Raw genomic sequence first — 23673 nt, 5'->3', positions numbered from 1 at the left:
CGCGGAAGATGGCTGCATTTGGACGTGCAAAAAAACATCTTTTCAGGGACTTCCTTAAACTGAAGCACGCCATCCCATCGCACGACACGTTCTCCGATGTCTTCCGGATGATCGACCCCAAGGCGCTCGATGCCGCCTTTGGCAGGGTGCTTGCCGACGTTGCCGCGCTGCTGAAGGACGGCGACGTCATCGCGATCGACGGCAAGGCTCTGCGTGGAGCGCGCGACAAAACCGAGAACGCGCGGACGCGGATGATGGTCTCAGCCTATGCGGCGCGGCTCCGCTTTACGCTGGCTACTGTGCCGGCGGATCAGAGGATCGATCATGCAAACACCAAACTCACCTGCCATTCGCGCACTCCGCCCTGCTTGAAACAAGCGGCGCATCGTCGGGCAGAAGCGATCGCTGAAACCCAAACACGTCTGGGCGATCAGGGTTCGGCTTGAGCTGGCCGAAAACCATCGCGACCTGGCGCTCTTCAGCTTGGCCATCGACAGCAAGCTGCGCGGCTGCGATCTGCTCAGGATGAAAGTCAAGGAGACGGGACGCTCAGACAGAGCGCAGGGTTTGTTTGGACAACAGCGCGATGATGGTCGCGAGGGTGAAGCAGGCGAGCGACATGTAGACGATGCCGTTCACGTTGTAGGAGCCGAGAAACCCCTCTAGCAACATCCCACCTATCCAAGTGGCGATCATGATCGACAGGTTGAAGATGCTGGATTGCACCGAGGTGGCGACATCCTTGGCTTGGTCGATCTGGCGACTGACCGCAGTTTGATACATCGTGACCAGCGGCCCAAAGGCCAGCCCCAAGAGGAAGAATCCCGCGATCGCAACGGTCAGGCTGGCTGGGAATATGAGGAACAGCGCCATGGCGACACCCCCGGTGGTGAGCGCTGTGACGATCAACGGGCGCAGATAAGCGTCGATGAACCGTGCCGATAGGACCACTGACACCACCGACCCAACACCGAAGATCAGCAGGGCAAGGCCGATCCCGCCCACCAGATCGAGCATGTCAACGAGCAGGGTGATGTAGGTGTATATCCCATAATGCGCCATGACCGACAGGAAGGTCAAAAGCAGCACGATCAGGATCGCCGGCATCCTGATGATCGTGAAGGGCGAGTTGCTCTTGCTGATCCTTTCGCCCTTGACCGAGGGCAGGAAGAAATGGACCAGCACCCCAATTGCCACGACAATCAGCCCCATGACTACGAACGCGCTTTTCCATCCCAGGGTGATGCCGATGGTCGTCATCACCGGCAGCCCGATACTGATACCCAGCGTGTTGCCTGACATGATGACGGTGATCGCTCGCCCATGCATGTTTTCGGGAACAAGGCGCGTGCCATAGGCAGCGATCATCGGCCACATCACGCCCGCGCAAATGCCGCCAAGGATACGGCAGGCGACGATGATCTCATAGGACGAGGAGATTGCGACGACGAAGTTGGAGACTGCGAAGCCAGCCAGCAACAGCAGTAGCAAAAGCTTGCGGTTGATGACGAGCGTGGCACTGACCAGCGGAATTGCGAAAATAGCGGAGGCAAGCGCATAGACGCCGACAAGAAAACCGACGTCGCCTTCGTCAATGCCAAGGTCGGCAGCCATTTGCGGCAGAAGGCCCGATGGGACCAGTTCCGACAGAATGCCGACAAAGGTCACGCTGGACATCAGGCCGAGAACGAACCAAGACACCGTCTGCGTCGAACTGGGAACACTGTTGTTGGTCAATTCAGATCACTCCATGGTGCATAGGGAAAGCGCGCCTTCTTTATGCTTTTCGAGGCCGACCCAGATTCCCAAGACGGTTATTTCCGAAAGAGTTGATAGTCACTCAGAGCTGGAATGACAGCTTCCTTCTCCGGTGTCGGAAATTTCGCGTTTGCAGCTAACGTGAAGAATTCCGCCCTGACTGCCGATCGTTGCGACCGGCCCTCACCGGACCTTTGCGAGGATGGACTTCGCTGCAGCGAATCCCTGAACCAGTCATTCGTATCATTGTGCAGCATGGTTTCCAGAGCCGATGACATCGGAGCGGTGAGAAGCGGTCACTCCCCAACTTGTGCTTTGGAATTGCCCCCTTCTATGATGTAGTCTGTTGATCGAAAGGAATTCTGATCGTGAGTGATGACAGGCTAAGGGTTCCGCAAGACCCCGATTATTTTCATGCAATTGGATTAGCTGTTGTGGCCTTCGCGCGGCTTGAATGGAACGCGGTGTGGTGCTGCCATCGATTGCAAAACAACTACATTCAGACCATTGAGCGAGAAAGAAAGACAGCGGGCACTATTGCACGGGACCTTAGGTGCTTGTTCTTACGCATTTCTGATCAAGGTCTTCGCGCAAAAGCCGTCCCGTTCGCAGACGAGTTTAAGTTAATTGTTGATGACCGAAACGCCCTAATGCATGGAAAGCCGGGAACTACAAAGGATGGAGATCAGCGGCTGTTTAGGCACGGCGAAGAATGGACTATTATCGATCTAAGCAATTTTTCAGACCGCTGCGCAAGAGCGGGAGGCCGTTTGAATGCCCTTTTGTATAATGAGCTGGCCGAACCATGCATCGTGACACTCACCCCATAGGACATTCGACACGAGGGCTTGAAGCAGTCATACTGCGAGGCGGCGGATTCCGTGACCACCCTGGCAGACGACCATGGAACTCCCGGCCCAGACTGGACTTTGAACCAGCCTTTTAATGCCGCAGTGCGGCTTCCCCAGACCGGCCGTTCGTGCATCGCGCAGCATTTTCGGCGGCTGGTAGATCGCAGCGCGGACGAAGTGGGCTTTCGCTGCGGATGCGCGAATGGCTGCCTTAGGACGGAGCTGAGGCTAAAGTTCGCTGATCCGTCACTCCTCAATTCTCGCTTGCCAAGTTTCGATCAGAAATAAAGCCATGGACCCAGCCAGGTTAACCGTCAAAGCGGCATGACGCGGCTTGAATGAAACTCGTGAGCGCCCCCCAGCATGGGCATCGCCACCCTTGTTGCGCAGAGAACCAATACTCTGAACAACGCTCTGGCAGTTTCCCAGTATCGTTTTGAAAACTTCTTCCTGGTGCTGCGATGGCGCGAGCTTCAAGACCTTTGCAGCTTCACTGTAAAGTTTTGGAACATTCCACTTTGGCTCCCAACCCGCACCGCTGTCTTCGATGATGTGTTTGCAGACCTCTTCAAGCAGCGTACTTGCGGCGGTAACAGCACCGTCCGGGTCAGTGGCTCGTCTGTCGAGAGCCTTCGCCCAAAAAGTTTGGACAGCAGGAGCATCATAAATCTCAAGACCATCTGTGATTGTGGCGTCTGCCGCACCGCCGCCTGTTTCCAGGAAGGTCAATAGTGGTATGAAAGACTCGGTAACGTGGCCTCGGCGTATGACCCAAGAACCTGAGCCGCTTGCAACACTTGATAACGCTGACTGTACCGAAGCGGCATCGATTGAGAAACGCACAAAGTTCGGCAAGAGCCGTTTGCTGGCAGGGTCTTCCATCAGCTTTCTTCTGGCCGATTTGTATTCAGGCTCCGAGCCACCCTGGGTCGTCAAGCCAATAATATTGTTTCTTAGGGACAACGCGCATTCAAAAAGGTCGTCGGGAATCTCTGGTTCACCGAAATCGCCATAAGTCATCATTTTACCCCCGTAAAAAAGACTGGCGGAATGTGATATCTTTAGCGAACTACATGCAAGGTCTCAAACGTTTGACTTTTCAGGCACCGGGCCTTCGAGGAAAGTACGGCAACCAGTATGCTGGGCTCGGAGCCGACCTCGGATGCGATGCGGCTTCTTTGGCAACTGCGGATCAGCCAGCATGCGCTCAACGGCCCAGAGCTGACTTTGGCCGCTCTTAACAACGCTACGATGCGACTTCTCGACAGCGGACTTTGATTGCGTGAGCCCCATTGACGTATGCCGCCCCAACATTGATCCTTCATGCCGACAAGATATCCAATCAGGGCGAACCAACTATGAACAGCAATTTTGACGGTCAAATGATAAGACGAGGAACCATCATGCTTGGCTACCATAATGGGGCCGAAGGCGGTGATGTATTGTCTGAAGACGGTGAAGTGCTGGGGACATGGTACATGGATGAAGAAGAATGGAGCCACTTCACGATTGAAGGCCATACCGAGATATCAAGTAGCGCACCGTCACCTTGGATGCTGCAAGACGTCATCGCAGATTGGTACGAGAAGAAACCCTCGGTATAGCGAGCGTGACCGGCCCAAACCGGACCTTCATGACAATTGCAGCGAATGGCTATCCGACGGAAAGCCATGAATCCGCAGTCGCTAGTCAACGAGCTGGCGGGGCTCGTTGACAAGTTAACCCCGCTAGAGGACATAGAGAGATAAGTAACTGAAGAATATTGGAAATGATGCGCGTCAGAAAAACGTCGTTGAATATGATCCCTGGATATCAAGAATCTGACTCTGGTGGCGTTTTAAGCTGTGTGTAAATTTAACGGCTCGGAAAAAACTAGTGTATGGGGCTTGTGCATCCAAAACTACTTATCCACCTTATTAAAGCATTCCAATAACGTACAGTTAGCTTAGAAGACGTTCAAACAGAACATACTATAAAGCCATATTGAAGCGCCTCAGAACGCGACAGGAGTTTACTATGAAACCAATCACTAAACTGAATCGCTCCGATATGGATCTTCGTGGAGTCATAGAAAATTCCGCAGGAGGTATATCGATTTGCTTTTTTAACAACAAAGGTGGTGTGGGAAAGACAACTCTTTGCGCTAACTTTGCAGCGGAACTCGCGCTAAACTTTGACGCCAAGGTTCTTGTGATTGATGCGGACCCTCAATGCAATCTGACACAGTACGTTTTGCCAGAAGAAGACGTGAACGACATATATTCTCAGCAAGATCCAGAAACAATTTTTTCAATTATTAGGCCACTGAGGTCCGGTAAGGGTTATGAAATTGAGCTCCCGACACGAAAATCAGAAAAGTTTGGCGTTGACATAATTATAGGTGATCCGCGCCTCGCGCTTGAAGAGGACCTTTTAGCACAAGACTGGCGAGATGCCCGATCGGGCGGAATACGAGGAATTCGAACAACTTTCGTTTTTGCTGAATTAGTCAAAAATGCACGAGAGAAGAATTATGACTTTATTGTATTTGATATCGGCCCTTCTTTGGGAGCGATAAACAGATCAGTACTTCTTTCTGTAGATGCCTTCATTGTTCCGATGAATATTGACGTGTTTTCAGTTTGGTCATTGCGAAACATTGGACAAACAATCGCTACATGGAAAAAATCATTAGATATCGGTTTATCCATGGCTGAGGAACCAACTGAAGTTACGGAACTGGCACCACGCGGCAAGCTTCGATTTATAGGCTACGTTACACAACAACATAAAGAACGAACAGGTTACGATAAAATTGACGGTGAAGACGGGCCCACTAAAGTAAAAAGGAAAGTCAAAGCTTATGAAGCGGTTGGGGCAAAAATTCCGAAAGAGATCGAGCACTATTTTAAAGATCTTTACGCGTCACCAGACATCACGCCTCACTTGGGAGACGTAAAGCATCTCGGCGGCCTAATTCAAAGGTCCCAACTTGCTAGCGAGCCCTTATTGACCGTTAGCGGCCCAGGAACAGCATCACGTGGTCAAGCTCGGGAAATTTACAGAGGGCTTGTGAGGGCACTTATAAAGAATTTGCAAGCAGCTAAGCTATTTGGAGCCTAAGCACAGGCGATGGAGAAAAATGATTTTAACCCCGATTTGCTAAATGATCTTGTCGCCAAACAAGTCGTTATATTTATTGGTTCTGGTCTTTCTTCGGGAACGGCGGTTTCTTTGCCTGGCTGGGAAAAGTTTCTTCTCGACGCAAGCGAGAAGCTCCCTCCGATTGAAAAAGCCATATCAAAAAAACTTATTTGTGAAGGCGATTTTTTGTTGTCTTGCGATGTCATAAAAAATCACTTGAAAGACGAATGGCAGGATTTAATTTCTGCTGAGTTTGGCAAAGTTCCGCAGAGTTCAGAGTTACACGAAGAAATCAAAAAACTCAATCAACGGATCATTGTAACTACAAATTTTGATAAGATTATTGAGAAATTCTGGAATGACGGTACCTATAATGGCGGCTCGAACTTCCGACCTATGACCCAGATTGATGGAAAATCCTTTCGTTTTCTTCGAGGAGAAGATGGCGTTATAATTAAGCTCCATGGCTGCATAGACAAAGCAGATGATATTATTTTTTCGAAGACGGAGTACATCAGGAAAGCTTACTCTAGCGACTACTATCGAAAACTAGTTGAATCACTTCTCCTAAATTACACAATTCTCTTTGTTGGGTTTTCGATGACAGACCCGGCCATTTCCCAGCTTATGGAGCTATACACCAATCAATTTTCAAATGTTCGCCCACATTGGATCATACATCCAACAGAGGACCCGGTCGAGTTGGCTGAATTTAGGAATAAGCATAGAAAATTAAAGTCGATAACTTACGAAGGGTCACGAGATCATTACAATTTACTGCCCCTTCTTAAAAGCTTAACCCAACAGTATGAAATACGCAGGCGACTATACATAAGTGATTATATCGCCAAAAACACTTGAAGTGTTTTACACAGATTTAAGCCGTGAACCGCGAAGCAGACCTTGGCGCTGTGCGCAGCGAATGTCCGCATCCCGCCCTTCCTGCAGCGAATGTAGGCCGCAGTGTGGCCGGAAAAGATGGGAGGCCTGATCCATCCTGAACGCAGCCGCGCATCGCCGTATTTCTGGCTCTCGGCGATTTAGTCGCCAAGAGCCTTTCGTAGCCACAGGCTACCGCTGACGTCTAAATGCAAGCACTCGAGCATTCATGGCATCTCACACAAGCTGACGAGTGACGTGTTCTCTCTCTAAACCCGTAGCGTCAAACAAAAAGCTACGGGCTTCGCCATCCATCGAAAGCGCAAAATTACGCGAACCACCCAACCAATTGTAATATCACAATAATATGCGCCGAGATAAGCGCAATGGACAACAATCGGTTGTTGAATGGACAACAAAACCCGCAAAATGGTCATTATTTGGTGGGTCGCACAACAGGAACGTGTCCTGACCCTAGCTACACGACGAATGTCCGCAATCCCCACAGGTCATGCAGCCTTCGATCATACGCATGCTGTATTGGCCGCAGCTTGGGCAGGCGGCACCGCGACCGGTTTCAAGGCCGATAACTTTCGCCTGTGGATCTGCCTTCAACGCCATACCTTCTCCAGCAAGGAAACCGATCGAAATCAGATGTTGCTCGATCACGCCACCGATCGCCGCGAGGATTGAGGGAATGTATTTCCCTTTGACCCAAGCCCCGCCACGCGGGTCGAATACGGCCTTTAGCTCCTCAACAACGAAGGACACATCCCCGCCGCGCCGGAACACAGCCGAGATCATCCGGGTCAGCGCGACGGTCCAGGCGAAATGCTCCATGTTCTTCGAGTTGATGAACACCTCGAACGGCCGGCGGTGACCGTTGATCACCGTATCATTGATCGTCACATAAATCGCATGTTCGCTGTCGGGCCATTTCAACTTGTAGGTACTGCCTTCCAGCGCTTGCGGGCGATCCAGCGGCTCGGACATGTAAATCACGTCGCTATGGGGCGTTTGCGGGCTGCTTTCTTCGCTGGTCACGACCTCGGGGGCAGCCGACGCATCGTCGGACACGCTCAATACGCTCCCCGTCACATCATTGGGACGATAGGTCGTGCAGCCTTTGCAACCACTATCCCAGGCCTGCATATACACGTCCTTAAACGCGTCAAAGCCGATATCCTCGGGGCAGTTGATGGTTTTGGATATACTGGAATCCACCCATTTCTGTGCCGCCGCCTGCATCTTGACATGCTCGGCCGGTGTCAGCGTCTGGGCGTTGACAAAATAATCCGGTAAAGGCGCATCGCCTTTCAGATCACGCCACATTTGCACGGCGTAATCGACCACCTCCTCTTCGGTGTGGCTGCCGTCTTTTTGCAGCACCTTGCGCTTGTATGAATAGGCGAACACAGGCTCGATGCCGGAACTGACATTCCCGGCATACAGACTGATCGTGCCGGTCGGTGCAATACTGGTCAGCAGGGCATTTCGGATTCCGTGTTCGCGCACCGCTTCGCGAACATCCTCATCCATCTGCTGCATCGTGCCACTGGCCAGATAGCCGGTCGCATCAAACAGCGGAAACGCCCCCTTTTCCTGCGCCAATTGCACCGATGTCAGATATGCAGCCCGAGCAATCGCGCGCAGCCAGTCCTCGGTCTGACGTGCCGCTTGGTCCGAGCCATAGCGCAATCCGACCATAAGCAAAGCATCCGCCAACCCGGTCACACCCAGACCGATCCGGCGCTTGGCCTGGGCCTCGGCCCTTTGTTCGGGCAAGGGGAATTTACTGGTATCGACCACGTTGTCCATCATCCGCACCGCTGTGCCCACCAGCTCGGCCAGGGCGTCCCCATCCAGATGGGCATTCTCCGCAAACGGATCAGCGACCAGCCGCGCCAGGTTGATCGAGCCCAGCAAGCACGCTCCATAGGGCGGCAACGGTTGCTCGCCACACGGATTCGTGGCCGAGATCGTCTCGCAATAATTCAGGTTATTGGCGGCATTGATCCGATCAATAAAAATAACTCCGGGTTCGGCGTAATCATAGGTCGCGCGCATCATACGGTTCCACAGGTCGCGGGCCCTGATCGTATGATAGACTTTGCCATCGAATTGCAGGTCCCACGACCCGTCGTTTTTCACGGCAGCCATGAAATCATCGGTCACCAGAACCGACAGATTGAACATGCGCAATCGTGCCGCATCGGCTTTGGCGGCGATGAAATCCTCGATATCGGGATGATCGCAGCGCATCGTCGCCATCATCGCGCCACGCCGGCTGCCGGCAGACATGATGGTGCGACACATCGCATCCCAGACATCCATAAAGGACAGCGGGCCACTCGCATCTGCTGCCACACCTTTTACATCCGCCCCGCGCGGCCGGATTGTGCTGAAATCATAGCCAATGCCGCCGCCCTGCTGCATGGTCAGCGCCGCCTCTTTCAGCATCTCGAAAATGCCGCCCATGCTGTCGGGGATCGTGCCCATGACGAAACAGTTAAACAGGGTCACCTGCCGCGCCGTGCCCGCACCTGCCGTAATCCGCCCGGCAGGCAGGAATTTGAAATCCTCCAGCGCCGCATAGAACCGATCTTCCCATAGCTGCGGCTGGACTTCCACCGCGGCCAGATCACGCGCGATCCGGCGCCAGCTATCTTCGACCGACAGGTCGATTGGGGCACCATCGGCCTTCTTGAACCGGTATTTCATGTCCCATATCTGTTCAGCAATTGGGGCGGTAAAACGGCTCATATCACGAATCCCTTTCTCGGCAGGCGACTACAATAACTTGAAGTCGGCGCGAGTTCCATACTAGATATGGCCATTAATAAGGGCGTTTCCGATGACACACCGCATCAACCTCATCAAGCTCAGCGTCGGCACTGAATCCGTGGAGGATCTGCTCGCCTGGCAAAAATCCGCGCAGGTCTGCGGCGAGGATGGCAATCCGCGCCATGTCACGCGGATGTGGCCCAAACGCGCCGATGAATTGCTGAATGGCGGGTCAATCTACTGGGTCATAAAAGGCCAGATCCAGTGTCGTCAGCTCGTGCTGCGCCTTGACCAGGTGACCGGCAGCGATGGCATCAACCGCTGCGCCATGGTGCTCGACCCGGTACTGATCCGCACCCAGACCGCGCTGCGGCGTCCGTTTCAGGGCTGGCGCTATCTGCAACAATCCGACGCCCCGCCGGATTTGCGCGCCTCGCGCGCCGATGATGACGTGCTGCCCAGCGACCTGAACCGCGCCCTCGCCGAAATCGGCCTGATCTGATCACCACCACACAGGCAAGCGCCCTGCCTCTTTCTGGTCTTCAAATACCCACCGCGCCACCGCAGCCACAGTCGGGCGGTCAGGTCCTGTTATGTGACCAGATCTAGAAACCGCTCCAGCGCCTCGCGCTCGCTGGCCGAAAACGATGCAACGCGGCTGCGCCAGAGCGTGGCCTGGCTGCGCAAGATCACCCCATCGCTCAGCAGCTTCAAGTGGTTGGCACGCAATGTTTCGCCAGTCGACGTGATATCGGCCACCGCCTCGGCGGTTTCGTTCTTCACCGTGCCTTCCGTTGCGCCCTGACTATCCACCAGCATGTAATCTGCCACCCCACCTGCCCGCAGGAATTCACGCACTAGACGGTGGTATTTCGTCGCGATCCGCAAGCGGTGGCCATGATGGGCCCGAAACGCGGCCGCGGCCGCGTCCAGGTCGTCCAGTGTTTCGACATCGACCCAGGCGCGCGGTACCGCCAGGATCAAATCGGCCTGACCAAACCCCAAGGGCGCGATCTCGTCAATCTGCTGCTCCCACAGCGGCAGTCGTTCTTGCAACAGATCTGTGCCGGTCACCCCAAGATGGATGCGCCCGGCCGCTAATTCGCGGGGTACCTCACCCGCAGAAAGCAGCACCAACGACACGCCGTCAATGCCCTCGACCGCGCCGGCATATTCGCGGTCCGATCCGGTGCGCGACAGGTGGATTCCACGTTTCTCGAACCAGTCGAAGGTCTTGTCCATCAGCCGGCCTTTTGACGGCACGCCCAGTTTTAGGCTCATCGCACCGCTCCTTCCAGTTCCAGCATCAGACCGGGGCGCAACACGCCGCCAACGGCCGGTATTTCGGTGCCCTGCCCCAGCTGCCGGGTCAGCGCGTCATAACGGCCACCGCTGGCGATCGGCGGCAGACCGGGTCTGTCCTCGGCATAAAACCCGAACACGAACCCATCGTAATATTCCATGGACATGCGCCCATAGCTGGCTTCGAAATCCAGTTGCTCGACATCGACACCGCGGGCGGCCATTGCATCAAGCCGCGCGGTCAGGCGGTCAATCGCAGGGGTCAGGTTGGGCAAGTCGACGGCAATATCACGCAGGTGCTGCACCGCATAGGGCGCGGTTTCGCGCACGCCCAGCAAAGCCTCAAGCGCGCCCAACTCCTCGTCAGCAATCGGCGGGGCCTCTGCATCCGCGCGCAGCGCCTCGATACGCGCCTCGATCTCGGCCCGGCTGCGCTTTCCGATCAGCGTACCGGCCTCGGCAAGTGGATCATGCGCAGCCAGCAATTCCAGACGCGCCGCCGGTTCCGGCACACGCCGCGCGAACCGATCCAGCAACGCCCGAAACCGTCGCGGCCGCCAGATATGGCGCATCAGCGCCGCCTTGCGTGCATCCGTCGTGGTCAGCCCCTGCACGGCAGCCATCAGAATACCGATATCTCCGGTCGCTGCGCGCAAATTCAACCCGGCAACGGCTTTGGAAATCCGCGCGAATACTTCGGCATCGGCGCCCGCAGGGTCTTCGCGATCAAAGATCTCATAGCCCACTTGCATATATTCATTGGCGCGGTCTTCATCATGTTCCTGACGCCGGAACACCATGCCAGCATAGGTATAGCGCGCCGGTTCCGCACCTTGCGCCATATGCATCTGCACCACCGGTACCGTGAAATCAGGCCGCAACATCTGCTCGCCTCGCAGCGCATCCGAGGTAACATAGGCCCGCGCCCGGATATCCTCGCCGTAAAGGTCCAGCAGCGTTTCGGCGGGTTGCAGGATCGGCGTCTCGACCGCCAGGCCCCCTGCTTCCTCGAAACGCGCACGCAATTGGGCGGCGCGTGCAAGAATCGCCTTGCGCCCGATCATCCGTTCTGCCCCTTGCCTTGTCGCTCCAGCATGTCGCGCAAACTGTCAACCAGCTGATCGCGTGGCACCTCGATCTGGCTGGGCTGTTCCTTCCATTCTTCCAAGGTCGCGCTTTCGGCAATCTGCGCGCCGAGGATCAAATCCTTGATCTGCACCACGCCACGCGCCTTTTCATCGCCCCCTTCGATAATCGCGGCGGGACTGGCTCGGCGGTCGGCATATTTCAACTGATTGCCAAAATTTCTCGGATTGCCGAGATAGACCTCGGCACGAATACCGGCGTTGCGCAACTCGGCCACCATCGCCTGATAATCGGCCATCCGGTCGCGATCCATCACCGTCACGATGACCGGCCCTTGATCCTGCGCCGAAATCCGGCCCTTTTCTCGCAATGCTGCCAACAACCGGTCCACGCCAATAGAAATTCCCGTTGCAGGGACTTCTTGCCCGGTGAAGCGCTTGACCAGATCGTCATAGCGCCCGCCTCCGGCAACGCTGCCGAATTGCCGCTTTCGCCCTTTGTCGTCAAAAATCTCAAAGGTCAGCTCGGCCTCGTAAACCGGCCCGGTATAATAACCCAACCCCCGCACCACAGAAGGGTCGATCACGATGCGATCAGCCCCATAGCCTGCCGCGTCCAGCAATGCCGCGATCTCTTCCAGTTCATCGACACCCTGTCGCCCGATCTCGGAATTCTGTACCAGTTCGCGCAGCCGCGCCACGGTCGCCGCTCCGGTCTCGCGGCGTGCTTCGATAAAGCCCATCACGATCCCGGCCTGCGCCGCCGAAAGTCCTGCCCCTTCGGTAAAGTCGCCACTTTCGTCCCGACGACCCTCGCCCAGCAAGGCGGCAACGCCCTCCGTCCCGAGCCGGTCCAGCTTGTCGATCGCCCGCAGGACGATCCCGCGCTCCGCCTCGAACTTCTCGGGATGCGAATGATCCAGCACCCCGGCCACCTCCATCACGCCGTTCAACACCTTTCGGTTGTTGATCCGCACAATGTAATCGCCGCGCGCGATCCCCACCGCCTCCAGCGTATCGGACAGCATCGCGCAAATCTCGGCATCCGCCGCCATACTGGCCGCGCCGACCGTATCCGCATCGCACTGATAAAACTGCCGATAGCGCCCCGGCCCCGGCTTTTCATTGCGCCAGACCGGGCCCATCGCATAGCGGCGATAGGGCGTCGGAAGGTCGTTGCGGTGCTGGGCATAAACCCGCGCCAGCGGCGCCGTAAGATCATAGCGCAACGCCAGCCAGTCGCCCTCATCTTCTTCCTGCCAGGCAAAAACGCCGGCATTGGGGCGATCCACATCCGGCAGAAACTTGCCCAGCGCCTCAACCCGTTCAACCGCCGAAGATTCCAGCGCATCAAAGCCGTACCGATGATAAACCCCCGCAATCGCATGTAACATTTCGGCACGCTGCGTCACTTCGCCACCGAAATAGTCGCGAAAACCCTTGGGCGTCTCGGCCTTGGGGCGGGGCTGTTTCTTGATCTTGGCCATATCGGAAATCCTTGGGCAACCGGATTGCCGCGCGGTCTAGCCCAAGGGACCCAAAGGAGCAAGGTCACCAACTGCGACCCGGCCTCGCTTCTTTCTGGTAAAAATACCCCCGCCGGAGGCTGCGTTCTCGCAGGGAGCGCATTAATAGGTTAGCCTATACCGCGACAAGGAGCGTCCCATGACCCAAATCGAAGAGAAACTCGCCCATCTGATCCGCAGCGTCGATGACCTCAGCGATATCGTCGCTCGCCAACAAAGCGACATTGACACGCTCACCCGACGGGTCGCAATGCTGATGAAGCGCGAGGGTGCACGCGCCGCCGAAGATGGTGGCAGCGTGATTCTGGCGGATGAGCGGCCACCGCATTATTGACGCCGGCGCTATAATTCTTCGACATCCATCACGCCATTCAGGCTCTTTATGGCTCCCCTGACCTGCGGAGAGATAGCAAACTCCTGCCCCAGATCCATGTCCACCTCGCCCGGCAGCTCCGGGTTCAATAGGCAAAGATAGACCGGTCCCCGCGCCGCGCCACGCGCCGCCGCGGCGGCCTGTTCCAGAACACTGGCGACAGTGGTGATCGCCTCCGCCTCCTCAACGAAAACCCGCAGCCCCGTGGCCCCAGCCGACGCCACCGCCATGTCGATCGGCATCAGCGAGCGGCCCAAAAGCTTCAACTGCTCGCTTTCCAGCGTCGCCTCGACGGTGATCACCACTTTTGCCCCGGTTTCAAGATGTTCGCGCGACTTCTCCAAGGTCTCGGAAAACAGCGTCACCTCATATGCCCCGGTCGCATCCGAGAGCTGGACAAAGGCAAAGCGGTTGCCGCGTGCCGATTTGCGCTCTTGCCGCCCGGCAATGACTCCGGCCAGCTTGGCCACCAACGGGCCGCCTTCCGCCTTGGCTGTCAACTGGTCCAGTGTCAGCACCCCTTGCCGTTTCAGCGGCGCCATATAGTCATCCAGCGGGTGCCCGGACAGATAAAATCCGACCGCCTTGAACTCTTCGGCCAAGCGCTCGGCCGGCAACCAATCCGGTGCGCGCGCCATGCGGGGCTCGGGCAGGTCGTCGCCTGCCTCACCAAACAGTGACACCTGGTTTGAATTGCGCTGCTCGTGCACCGCCGCCGAATAGGCCACCAGCGCGTCCAGACTGTCGAACACACGGCGGCGATTGCCGTCCAGTTCGTCAAACGCCCCGGCCCGCGCCAGCATCTCCATCGACCGCTTACCAACGCGCTTGAGATCGACCCGGCGGGCCAGATCGAACAGCGTCGTAAAGGCTTTGCCGGCCCGGCCTTGGGTAATCAGCCGCATCGCATCGAGCCCGACATTCTTCAGCGCGCCCAACCCATAGACCAGTGCGCCATCGGCCACGGTAAAGGTCGCCTCCGAGCGGTTCACACAAGGCGGCACCCAGGGCAGACCCAGCCCCTTTTTGACTTCGGCGAAATAGATGCCCAGCTTGTCGGTCAGGTGGATATCGCAGTTCATCACCCCGGCCATGAACTCGACCGGGTGGTTGGCCTTCAACCACGCGGTCTGATAGCTGACCACCGCATAGGCAGCGGCGTGTGATTTGTTGAACCCGTAATTGGCGAATTTTTCCAACAGGTCAAAGACTTCGGACGCCTTTTTCTGGTCCACGCCCTTTTCCATCGCGCCCTTTTCGAATTTGGGACGCTCTTTCGCCATTTCCTCGGCGATTTTCTTACCCATGGCGCGGCGCAGCAGGTCGGCGCCGCCAAGGCTGTAACCGGCCATTTCCTGCGCGATCTGCATCACCTGTTCCTGATAGACGATGATGCCCTGGGTCTCTTCCAGGATATGATCGATCAGCGGGTGAACGCTGGCGCGCTTCTTCAGCCCGTTCTTGACCTCGCAATAGGTCGGGATGTTCTCCATCGGGCCGGGCCGGTAAAGTGCGACCAGCGCGACGATATCCTCGATGCAGGTGGGCCGCATTCGTTTCAGCGCATCCATCATGCCGCTGGATTCCACCTGAAACACCGCCACGGTTTTCGCGGCCGCGTAGAGCTTGTAACTGGCCTCATCATCCAAGGGGATGGTACCGATATCGTCTTCCAGCCCCTCAGGCGGCTCGAACAGCTGTCGCCCGTCCGCTGCGATATGCAGATGCCGCCCCGACGCCTTGATCAGATCCACCGCGTTCTGAATCACCGTCAGGGTTTTCAGCCCCAGAAAGTCGAACTTGACCAGACCGGCCTGCTCGACCCATTTCATGTTGAACTGGGTCGCCGGCATATCCGAACGCGGATCCTGATAGAGCGGCACCAGCGCATCCAGCGGCCGATCGCCGATCACCACACCGGCGGCATGGGTCGACGCGTTGCGCAACAGCCCCTCAACCTGCTGGCCATAGGTCAACAAGCGCTCGACCACCTCTTCGCTACGGGCCTCTTCGCGCAGGCGCGGCTCTTCGGTCAGCGCGCGCGAGATCGACATCGGCTTGACCCCCTCGACCGGGATCAACTTGGACAGGCGATCCACCTGCCCATAGGGCATTTGCAGCACGCGGCCGATATCGCGCACGGCGGCCTTGGACAGCAGCGCCCCAAAGGTGATGATCTGCCCGACCCGGTCACGGCCATATTTCTCCTGCACATATTGAATCACCTCCTCGCGGCGATCCATGCAGAAATCGATGTCAAAGTCGGGCATGCTGACCCGCTCGGGGTTCAAGAACCGCTCGAACAACAGGGAATAGCGCAGCGGGTCCAGATCGGTGATGGTCAGGGCATAGGCAACCAGAGACCCCGCGCCCGAGCCACGTCCCGGCCCCACCAGAATATCCTGTTCCTTGGCCCATTTGATAAAATCGGCAACGATCAGGAAATAACCGGGAAAGCCCATGCCCTCGATGATGCCCAGTTCGAAATCCAGCCGCTTTTCGTAGTCCTCGACTGGCGCTGCGTGCGGAATCACCGCCAGCCGCGCTGCCAGACCCGCGCGCGCCTGCCGGCGCAACTCGTTCACCTCGTCATCGGCGAAACGCGGCAGGATCGGATCGCGCCGATAGGCCATGAAGGCACAGCGGCGGGCAATTTCAACGGTGTTCTCCACCGCTTCGGGCAGATCGGCGAACAGCGTGGCCATTTCCTGTGGCGTCTTGAAATAGTGCTGCGGCGTCAGGCGGCGCCGCGGCTGCTGTTGATCCACATAGGAGCCGTCGGCAATGCAGATCAGCGCATCATGTGCCTCATACATTTCCGGATCGGGGAAATAGACATCATTGGTCGCCACCAGCGGCAGCGCCATCTCATAGGCCATTTCGACATGGCCTCGCTCGGTCAGACGTTCAACCTCGGGCGCACCGTCCTCGCCGGGATGGCGCTGCAACTCGACATAAAGCCGGTCTGGAAACGCCGCCGCCAGCCGCGCCAGCAAAGCTTGCGCCGCGTCGCGCTGGCCCGTCTGCAACAACATTCCCACCGGCCCATTCGGCCCGCCCGTCAGGCAGATCAAGCCGTCGGAATGCGCCTTCAGTTCCGCGAGTGATATTTGCGGCAACTGCCCTTCCTTGCCAATGTAAAGGCAGGTGTTCAGCTTCATCAGGTTCTCGTACCCTGCCTCCGACTGCGCCAGCAACACCAGCCGCGCGGGGTCTTTGGCCCGCTCGCCCGGCTGCACCGTCCAATAAGCCAGATCGACCTGACAGCCGATGATCGGCTGGATCCCGGCAGCGCTTGCGGTCACGGAAAACTCCAGCGCGCCGAACATGTTATTGGCATCGGTAATCGCGACGGCGGGCATGCCAGCCTTGCGGCACAGATCAGGCAGGGCTTTCAGGCGCACCGCCCCTTCCAAAAGCGAATATTCGGTATGCACCCGCAGGTGAATGAATCGGGGATCATTGCTCATACCTGATAGCTAGCCCACTCTGTCTGCGCTGGAAATAGCCCTACGCGCCGCACCTTCCGATATTGCGATGCCGCAGCGCAGAGCAGCTTTAGCTTGCCAGTACGCCCAAATTCTTTCTAACCTCAAGATTAGGCACAACCCGCCGTCCTTCTACGTCGCATCGAAGGTCCGGCATTACTGGGTTCAAGGGTAACGCGACGGGTTTGCGGAAATGGACATAACGTTTCTTCTGAACGGAGAGACTGTCACTCTGTCACAGGTCCCGCCCACGACGACTCTGCTCGATTGGCTGCGTGAGGAACGGCGCCTGACCGGCACCAAGGAAGGCTGCAACGAAGGCGATTGCGGTGCCTGCAGCGTCATGGTTATCGACTCACGCGGCGCGCGTGCTCTCAATGCCTGTATCCTGTTCCTGCCGCAACTCCACGGCAAGGCAGTGCGCACGATTGAGGGCATCGCCGCGCCCGATGGCAGCCTGCACCCGGTGCAGCAGGCCATGATTGACCATCACGGCAGCCAGTGCGGCTTCTGCACGCCCGGCTTCATCGTCGCGATGGCCACCGCGCATCTGAATGGCGCCCGCGACCATGATCTGCAACTGGCCGGAAATCTTTGCCGTTGCACCGGCTATGCCCCGATCATCCGCGCCGCCGAAGCAGCGGCCAAAAAGCCCGTTCCCGACTGGATGGAAAGCGACAAATCCTTCTTCTTGCCGGAAATATCCGCGGGGGGTGCGGGGGGCAGACAGCCCCCCGCGGGGCAACATTTCCGCCCACACAGCGCCGACGAGCTTGCCGCGCTATATCTTGAACAGCCAAGCGCCACATTGATCGCCGGAGCCACCGATGTCGGGCTCTGGGTCACCAAACAGTTGCGCGATCTGCACCCGCTGATCTTTCTGGATGGCTGCGAGGATCTGAAACACATCGAAATCGGCGAGCATACGGTGCGCATCGGCGCCATGGTGGATATGAACACCATGGCCAAGGCCATGCAGCCGCTGCACGCCTCCTATGGCGAACTGATCCGCCGCTATGGTTCGGTTCAGGTCCGGGGCGCGGCGACGGTCGGCGGCAATATCGCAAATGGCTCTCCCATCGGAGACAACCCGCCCGCCCTGATCGCGCTCGGCGCAACGCTGCATCTGCGCCAGGGCGAGAGCCGCCGCGAGATCCCGCTTCAGGACTTCTTTCTTGAATACGGCAAACAGGATCGCGCGCCGGGTGAATTCGTCGAAGCAGTGAGTTTCCCGCGGCGGCCCGACCGAGTGAAATGCTACAAGCTGTCAAAACGTTTCGACCAGGATATCTCGGCAGTCTGCGGCTGTTTCAATATCACGGTCGAGAACGGCGCGGTCGCAGATGCCCGCATCGCCTTTGGCGGCATGGCGGGGATCCCCAAACGCGCGACCCATGTCGAAACCGCCCTCATCGGTCAAAGCTGGTGCAAAAGCACCATCACCGCCGCGCAGCAAGCTTTCGACGCCGATTTCTCCCCTTTGTCAGACATGCGCGCTTCGGCCCTTTATCGTCTGGAAGGCGCGCGCGCCCTGCTGGCGCGCTATTTCGCCGAGGACATGGGGGAAACCGCCTCGGTGCGGGAGGTTTTACCATGAGCGTCGGCAAACCCCTGCCCCACGATTCCGCCCGCCTGCATGTGACCGGCGCTGCGCGCTATGTCGATGACATCCCCGCGCCCGCCGATTGCCTATATCTGTGCTTTGGCCTGTCCGATGTCGCCCGCGGCGCGCTGTCGGCACTGGATCTCTCAAAGGTGCGCAGTGCCCCCGGCGTGGTCGCGGTGCTGACGGCGCAGGATTTGCCGTTCGAAGCCGACACTTCCCCCTCCGCCCATGATGAGCCGCTTTTGGCGCAAGGGGCGGTGCATTACGCCGGCCAGCCCCTGTTTCTGGTGGTGGCCGAGAGCCATCTCCTCGCCCGCCGCGCCGCGCGGCTGGCGCGGGTCGAGATCGTGGCGCAAAAGCCAATCCTGACCATCGAAGACGCGCTGGCCGCGAATAGCCGCTTCGAGGAGGGGCCGCGCATCTGGCAAAAAGGCGATGCGCGCACCGCAATCAAAGCCGCCCCACATATCATCGAAGGCAGGATTGAGATGGGCGGGCAGGAGCATTTCTATCTGGAAGGCCAAGCCGCGCTGGCGCTGCCGCAAGACAATGGCGACATGGTCGTGCTGTCCAGCACCCAGCACCCGACCGAGGTTCAGCACAAGGTGGCCGATGCGATCGGCGTGCCAATGCATGGCGTCCGTGTCGAGACCCGGCGCATGGGCGGCGGCTTTGGCGGCAAGGAAAGCCAGGCCAACGCCCTGGCCGTGGCCTGTGCGGTGGCAGCCAAGGTGACCGGGCGCGCCTGCAAGATGCGCTATGACCGCGACGACGACATGGTGATCACTGGCAAGCGGCACGATTTCCGCATCACCTACCGCGCTGGTTTCGACGATGAGGGGCGCATCCATGGCGTCGAGTTCATGCACTATACCCGCTGCGGCTGGAGCCAGGATTTGTCGCTGCCGGTCGCCGACCGCGCGATGCTACATGCCGACAACGCCTATCTGTTGCCCGCCTGCCGCATCGAAAGCCACCGGCTGCGCACCAATATGCAAAGCGCCACCGCCTTTCGCGGCTTTGGCGGGCCGCAAGGGGTGCTGGGGATCGAGCGGGTGCTGGATCATATCGCGCATCATCTGGGGCAGGACCCGGTGGCGGTACGGGTGCGCAATTATTATGCCGAGGCGCATGCAGCGGCTGCGGGTGCCTCCGGCGGGGATATTTCCCTGCAAGAAGAAACAGCGGGCAGTGCACCCGATCTGGCCTCGCGCGGGGCACTGGCGGCAGAACCGCGCGGTGCGGGCCCGACAGTTCCGGCCTCAGCGCAGACCACGCCTTATGGCATGGAAGTGTCGGATTTTGAGTTGCACGGGATCACCCGCGATCTGTTGGAAAGCAGCGCTTATCTGTCACGGCGCAAGGCGGTGCGGGATTGGAATGCGCGCGGCGGCGTGATCCGGCGTGGTATCGGCCTTGCGCCGGTGAAGTTCGGGATCTCCTTCACGCTGACCCATCTCAACCAGGCGGGGGCGCTGGTCCACGTCTATCAGGACGGTTCGATTCATCTCAATCACGGCGGCACCGAGATGGGACAGGGCCTGCACCAGAAGGTCGCGCAGGTGGCCGCCAGCCGCTTCGGTGTTGGGCAGGAACATATCCGCATCACCGCGACCGATACCGGCAAGGTGCCCAATACTTCGGCCACCGCCGCATCGTCGGGCAGCGATCTGAACGGCATGGCAGTGCGCGCCGCCTGCGACACGATCCGCAACCGTATCGCCATATTCCTTGCGGCGCGGCATCAGGCCGACCCGCGCAGCGTGATCTTTGCCAACGAACAGGTGCAGGTGGGCGGCGAGATCTACGATTTCGCCCAGGCGGTCGGGCTGGCCTATATGGGTCGGGTCAGCCTGTCCGCCACCGGGTTCTACCGCACGCCGGGGCTGGAATGGGACCGGGTGCGCGGGCAAGGACGACCGTTTTTCTATTTCGCCCATGGAGCTGCGGTCAGCGAGGTGGCCGTCGATACGTTAACGGGCGAGCACCGGCTATTGCGCGTCGACATCCTGCACGATTGCGGCGAATCGCTGAACCCGGCCATCGATATCGGCCAGATCGAGGGCGGGTTCGTGCAAGGCGCGGGTTGGCTGACCAGCGAGGAACTGGTTTGGGACGAGCGCGGTGCCCTGCGCACCCATGCGCCGAGCACCTACAAGATCCCGGCCTGTTCCGACCGGCCCGATATTTTCAATGTGGCGCTGTGGGACGGGCAGAATCGCGAAGACACGATCTATCGCTCAAAGGCGGTGGGCGAGCCCCCCCTGATGTTGGGGATTTCGGCCTTTCTGGCGATCAGCGATGCCATCGCCTCCTGTGGCACCGCCTATCCCGCGCTTGACGCGCCGGCAACGCCCGAGCGGGTCTGGGCAACGATTCAGCAGGTGCGCGATGGGTTTTGACGTTGCCGCCCTGCGCGCCGCCGTGGCGCGGCATGGCCGCGTGGTTCGCGTGGTGATCGCAAGCCTGCGCGGCTCGTCCCCGCGCGAGGTGGGCACGGCAATGCTGGTCTGGGAGGGCGGACAAGCCGGCACGATCGGCGGTGGGGCGCTGGAATATGAGGCGATAGAGACGGCGCGCCACCTGATCGGCACGCGGCTCAGCAAACATGCACTTGGCCCGGATCTGGGGCAATGTTGCGGCGGCGCGGTGACCTTGTTGAGCGAAATCTATGATACTGCCGCCGTGGATGCGCTGGACAGCGAGGTGATCGCCCGCCCGGTGCGTGGCGCGAGTGCTGGCGCGATGCCACTGGCCGTGCGCCGCCTGCTAGCGCAGGCACGAGGACAAGGGATTGTTTTGCCGTCGCAACTGATCGAGGGCTGGATGATCGAGCCGGTGCACCATCCGCAGCGCGCATTGTGGATCTGGGGCGCGGGCCATGTGGGGCGGGCGCTGGTCGATGTTCTGGCGCCTTTGCCGGATTTTGCAATCATCTGGGTGGATACGGCACCCGAACGCTTTCCCGAACGGGTGCCTCCTGGCGTGATGGTGGTACCTGCCGCCGCGCCGGGGGAGTTGGTGGCCCATGCGCCGACCCACGCGGATCATCTGATCTTGACCTATTCGCATGCACTGGATCTGGAACTGTGCCACCGGCTGCTGGGGCATGGCTTTGGCTTTGCCGGTCTGATCGGGTCGAAATCCAAATGGGCGCGGTTCCGGTCGCGGCTGGTGTCGCTTGGACATGAGCGCGCGGCAATCGCACGCATCACTTGCCCGATCGGCGTCCCATCGCTAGGCAAGCATCCGCAGGCCATCGCCATCGGCGTTGCCAGCGAATTGCTGAACCCACACCGCGAAATCCGCCGAGAGGACAAGACCGCGTGAACGCCCCGCTTCTCAGCCTTCAAGGCATTACCAAGGCCTATCCCGGCGTGGTCGCGAATGACGATGTGTCGTTTGACATCCACAACGGCCAGATTCACGCCCTGCTGGGCGAGAACGGTGCCGGCAAATCCACGCTGGTCAAAATGGTCTATGGGCTGGTGCAACCCGACCAAGGGCAGATGTTGCTGAACGGCCAGCGCTATGCGCCGCCCGAGCCACGCGCCGCCCGGACCGATGGCATCGCCATGGTGTTTCAGCATTTCTCGCTCTTTGAAGCGCTGAGCGTGGCGGAGAACATCACGCTGGGCATGGAAAACCCGCCCCCTATGAGCGATCTCGCGCGGCGCATCCACGAGGTCAGCACGGCCTATGGCCTGCCGCTTGATCCATCGCGCATCGTCGGTGATCTGTCGGCAGGAGAGCGGCAACGGGTCGAAATCATCCGCTGCCTTTTGCAGGATCCGGCCCTATTGATCATGGACGAGCCGACCAGCGTGCTGACCCCGCAGGAGGTGGAGATCCTGTTTCGGACCCTGCGCAAACTGGCCGCCGAGGGCACCGCGATCCTGTATATCAGTCACAAGCTGGAAGAGATCCGAACCTTGTGCGATCACGCGACGGTGCTGCGGCTGGGCAAGGTGGTGGGCGAATGCACCCCGTCGGAAACAACCGCGCGCGAGATGGCTGAACTGATGGTGGGGCGGGAATTCGGATCGCCGCTGGGTGCCGGGCGCACGGTGGGGGATGTCGTGCTTGGCATCGACGGATTATCGGTGCGCTCGCCCTCGGCCTTCGGGACGTCGCTGAAAAACGTCTCGCTTGCGCTGTGCAAGGGCGAGATCGTCGGCATCGGCGGGGTCGCCGGTAATGGACAGGATGAATTGCTGGCCGCGCTTTCCGGCGAAATTTTAACTCCGCCGGATGCGATTGAGCTGCTAGGGCAGCCGATTGGGCACCTGCGGCCCGGTGAGCGGCGGCATCTGGGGCTGCTGAGCGCCCCCGAAGAGCGTCTCGGCCATGCCGCCGCGCCAGATATGACCCTGACCGAAAATGCGATGCTGACCGGCTCGGTGCGCGAGGGGCTGACAACAGCCGGCTTTCTGAAATGGCGCGCCGCCGAAGGGTTTGCACGCCGCATCATCGAAGCCTTCGATGTGCGCACGCCGGGGCCAGATACGGTGGCGCGGGCGCTGTCAGGGGGTAATCTGCAGAAATTCGTGATCGGGCGCGAGATTTTGCAGCGCCCCGTGGTGCTGGTGGTGAACCAGCCGACCTGGGGGGTCGATGCGGCTGCCGCGGCGGCGATCCGACAGGCACTGCTAGATCTGGCGGCCCAAGGGGCGGCGGTGATCTGCATCAGCCAGGATCTGGACGAATTGATCGAGATCTCGGACCGGTTCGCCGCCTTGAACGAAGGGCGGCTGAGCGAACCGCGCGACACCGCCGGCTTGGAAATCGAGGAAATCGGGCTGATGATGGGCGGGGCGCACGGGATGGAGGTTGCGCATGTCTGACCGGATGCGCCAAAGAGTTGTCATGCCTCAAGTGAGGTTATCTGACAATAATGG

Annotated in this window: 18 protein-coding genes and 1 pseudogene; 12 read left to right on the top strand and 7 right to left on the bottom strand. The window is 58.8% G+C overall.

The window, feature by feature from the left end; all coding sequences use genetic code 11:
- The first annotated feature begins 8 nt into the window (after positions 1-8).
- Entirely contained in the window at positions 9-446 is a 438-nt protein-coding gene (locus tag JAO82_RS14425) for an ISAs1 family transposase (RefSeq protein ID WP_332872503.1), read from the top strand.
- Positions 385-540, top strand: a pseudogene (locus JAO82_RS14265) (integrase); the annotation flags it as partial. The gene JAO82_RS14425 and the pseudogene JAO82_RS14265, both read left to right, overlap by 62 nt.
- A gap of 9 nt (positions 541-549) precedes the next feature.
- Here the strand turns inward: JAO82_RS14265 and JAO82_RS07480 are convergent.
- Complete coding sequence (locus JAO82_RS07480) at positions 550-1701, bottom strand: MFS transporter (RefSeq protein ID WP_332872502.1); 1152 nt, start codon at positions 1699-1701, stop codon at positions 550-552.
- Between the two features lie 425 nt (positions 1702-2126).
- Here JAO82_RS07480 and JAO82_RS07475 point away from each other — a divergent pair, with 425 nt between their 5' ends.
- The gene (locus JAO82_RS07475) at positions 2127-2588 is read left to right on the top strand and encodes a hypothetical protein (protein WP_198685747.1); all 462 of its coding nucleotides are present in this window, start codon (positions 2127-2129) and stop codon (positions 2586-2588) included.
- Positions 2589-2855: 267 nt separating this feature from the next.
- Here JAO82_RS07475 and JAO82_RS07470 read toward each other — a convergent pair whose 3' ends face one another.
- On the bottom strand, positions 2856-3629 hold the full coding sequence (locus tag JAO82_RS07470) for an abortive infection family protein (protein WP_198685746.1): 774 nt from the start codon (positions 3627-3629) through the stop codon (positions 2856-2858).
- Between the two features lie 293 nt (positions 3630-3922).
- Between JAO82_RS07470 and JAO82_RS07465 the strand changes: the two genes are divergently transcribed.
- The 3 genes from JAO82_RS07465 to JAO82_RS07455 all read left to right on the top strand — a co-directional run bounded on the left by JAO82_RS07465 (position 3923) and on the right by JAO82_RS07455 (position 6593).
- The gene (locus tag JAO82_RS07465) at positions 3923-4213 is read left to right on the top strand and encodes a hypothetical protein (RefSeq protein ID WP_198685745.1); all 291 of its coding nucleotides are present in this window, start codon (positions 3923-3925) and stop codon (positions 4211-4213) included.
- A gap of 412 nt (positions 4214-4625) precedes the next feature.
- Positions 4626-5711 carry a ParA family protein gene (locus JAO82_RS07460; RefSeq protein WP_198685744.1) on the top strand — a complete coding sequence of 362 codons (1086 nt, stop codon included), beginning with the start codon at positions 4626-4628 and terminating at the stop codon, positions 5709-5711.
- Between the two features lie 9 nt (positions 5712-5720).
- Positions 5721-6593: an SIR2 family protein gene (locus JAO82_RS07455; protein WP_198685743.1), complete on the top strand. Its 873-nt coding sequence runs from the start codon at positions 5721-5723 to the stop codon at positions 6591-6593.
- Between the two features lie 492 nt (positions 6594-7085).
- Here the strand turns inward: JAO82_RS07455 and JAO82_RS07450 are convergent, their stop codons facing one another.
- A complete protein-coding gene (locus tag JAO82_RS07450; protein WP_198685742.1) occupies positions 7086-9374 on the bottom strand; it encodes an adenosylcobalamin-dependent ribonucleoside-diphosphate reductase in 2289 nt (762 codons plus the stop codon).
- A gap of 91 nt (positions 9375-9465) precedes the next feature.
- On the opposite strand from JAO82_RS07450, the gene JAO82_RS07445 reads away from it, so the two are divergent.
- The gene (locus tag JAO82_RS07445; protein WP_198685741.1) at positions 9466-9897 is read left to right on the top strand and encodes a DUF1489 family protein; all 432 of its coding nucleotides are present in this window, start codon (positions 9466-9468) and stop codon (positions 9895-9897) included.
- Positions 9898-9986: 89 nt separating this feature from the next.
- Here the strand turns inward: JAO82_RS07445 and hisG are convergent, their stop codons facing one another.
- From hisG to hisS, 3 genes are read right to left on the bottom strand one after another with little or no spacing between them, the layout of a single operon-like run.
- Positions 9987-10676: an ATP phosphoribosyltransferase gene (gene hisG, locus JAO82_RS07440; RefSeq protein ID WP_198685740.1), complete on the bottom strand. Its 690-nt coding sequence runs from the start codon at positions 10674-10676 to the stop codon at positions 9987-9989.
- Positions 10673-11761 (bottom strand): ATP phosphoribosyltransferase regulatory subunit, encoded by a 1089-nt coding sequence (locus tag JAO82_RS07435; protein WP_198685739.1) that lies wholly within the window; start codon positions 11759-11761, stop codon positions 10673-10675. Before JAO82_RS07435 ends, hisG begins: the two co-directional genes overlap by 4 nt.
- Positions 11758-13269 (bottom strand): histidine--tRNA ligase, encoded by a 1512-nt coding sequence (gene hisS, locus JAO82_RS07430; protein WP_198685738.1) that lies wholly within the window; start codon positions 13267-13269, stop codon positions 11758-11760. Before hisS ends, JAO82_RS07435 begins: the two co-directional genes overlap by 4 nt.
- Before the next feature lie 178 nt (positions 13270-13447).
- Between hisS and JAO82_RS07425 the strand changes: the two genes are divergently transcribed.
- Complete coding sequence (locus JAO82_RS07425) at positions 13448-13642, top strand: SlyX family protein (RefSeq protein WP_198685737.1); 195 nt, start codon at positions 13448-13450, stop codon at positions 13640-13642.
- Positions 13643-13650: 8 nt separating this feature from the next.
- On the opposite strand, the gene dnaE is transcribed toward JAO82_RS07425, so the two are convergent.
- Positions 13651-17151: a DNA polymerase III subunit alpha gene (gene dnaE, locus JAO82_RS07420; RefSeq protein ID WP_198685736.1), complete on the bottom strand. Its 3501-nt coding sequence runs from the start codon at positions 17149-17151 to the stop codon at positions 13651-13653.
- A 211-nt stretch (positions 17152-17362) separates the two neighbouring features.
- Between dnaE and xdhA the strand changes: the two genes are divergently transcribed.
- From xdhA to JAO82_RS07400, 4 genes are read left to right on the top strand one after another with little or no spacing between them, the layout of a single operon-like run.
- Positions 17363-18766 carry a xanthine dehydrogenase small subunit gene (gene xdhA, locus JAO82_RS07415; protein WP_198685735.1) on the top strand — a complete coding sequence of 468 codons (1404 nt, stop codon included), beginning with the start codon at positions 17363-17365 and terminating at the stop codon, positions 18764-18766.
- Positions 18763-21177 (top strand): xanthine dehydrogenase molybdopterin binding subunit, encoded by a 2415-nt coding sequence (xdhB, locus tag JAO82_RS07410; RefSeq protein ID WP_198685734.1) that lies wholly within the window; start codon positions 18763-18765, stop codon positions 21175-21177. Before xdhA ends, xdhB begins: the two co-directional genes overlap by 4 nt.
- Positions 21167-22105, top strand: coding sequence for a xanthine dehydrogenase accessory protein XdhC (xdhC, locus tag JAO82_RS07405; RefSeq protein WP_198685733.1), 939 nt, complete (start codon positions 21167-21169; stop codon positions 22103-22105). The genes xdhB and xdhC overlap by 11 nt, the downstream gene beginning before the upstream one ends.
- Positions 22102-23619: an ABC transporter ATP-binding protein gene (locus JAO82_RS07400; protein ID WP_198685732.1), complete on the top strand. Its 1518-nt coding sequence runs from the start codon at positions 22102-22104 to the stop codon at positions 23617-23619. The genes xdhC and JAO82_RS07400 overlap by 4 nt, the downstream gene beginning before the upstream one ends.
- The last annotated feature ends 54 nt before the right edge of the window (positions 23620-23673 follow it).

It is taken from the genome of Pontibaca salina (genome assembly GCF_016307205.1).
GTDB classification, from domain to species: Bacteria; Pseudomonadota; Alphaproteobacteria; order Rhodobacterales; family Rhodobacteraceae; genus Pontibaca; species Pontibaca salina.
The sequence above is the reverse complement of the archived record's forward strand: the minus strand, read 5'-3'. Positions and strand labels throughout refer to the sequence as shown.